The sequence below is a fragment of the Pauljensenia sp. UMB6358 genome (genome assembly GCF_030216865.1).
GTDB classification, from domain to species: domain Bacteria; phylum Actinomycetota; class Actinomycetes; order Actinomycetales; family Actinomycetaceae; genus Pauljensenia; species Pauljensenia turicensis_A.
Window position 1 is genome coordinate 1 of record NZ_JASOMS010000229.1, and the last position, 252, is coordinate 252.

General features: G+C 53.2%; 1 pseudogene. It reads left to right on the forward strand.

The features are described 5' to 3' along the window. Positions 1-252, forward strand: a pseudogene (locus QP381_RS09270) (DNA-binding protein); the annotation flags it as partial.

The window sequence follows — 252 nt, forward strand, 5'->3', positions numbered from 1 at the left end:
CGCTACTTGGGACCATTTCGGCGGCTATGCTCATGTCAATTCTGCTGCTAGCAGGTAAGACCGGTGTACGGTCAGTTGAAAACCCAGCTACCGATCTACTCGTTAACGGCAAGCCTGTGGGCACAGGGATCAGCGTGGATCCGGTCATTGGGCAGCTAGCAGCTACCATTTTTGCCAATGCCAAGCCGATGTTCTACCAGGTTACTATCGTCACTGGTCTGATCCTGGTTCTGGCTGCGAATACCGCTTTCA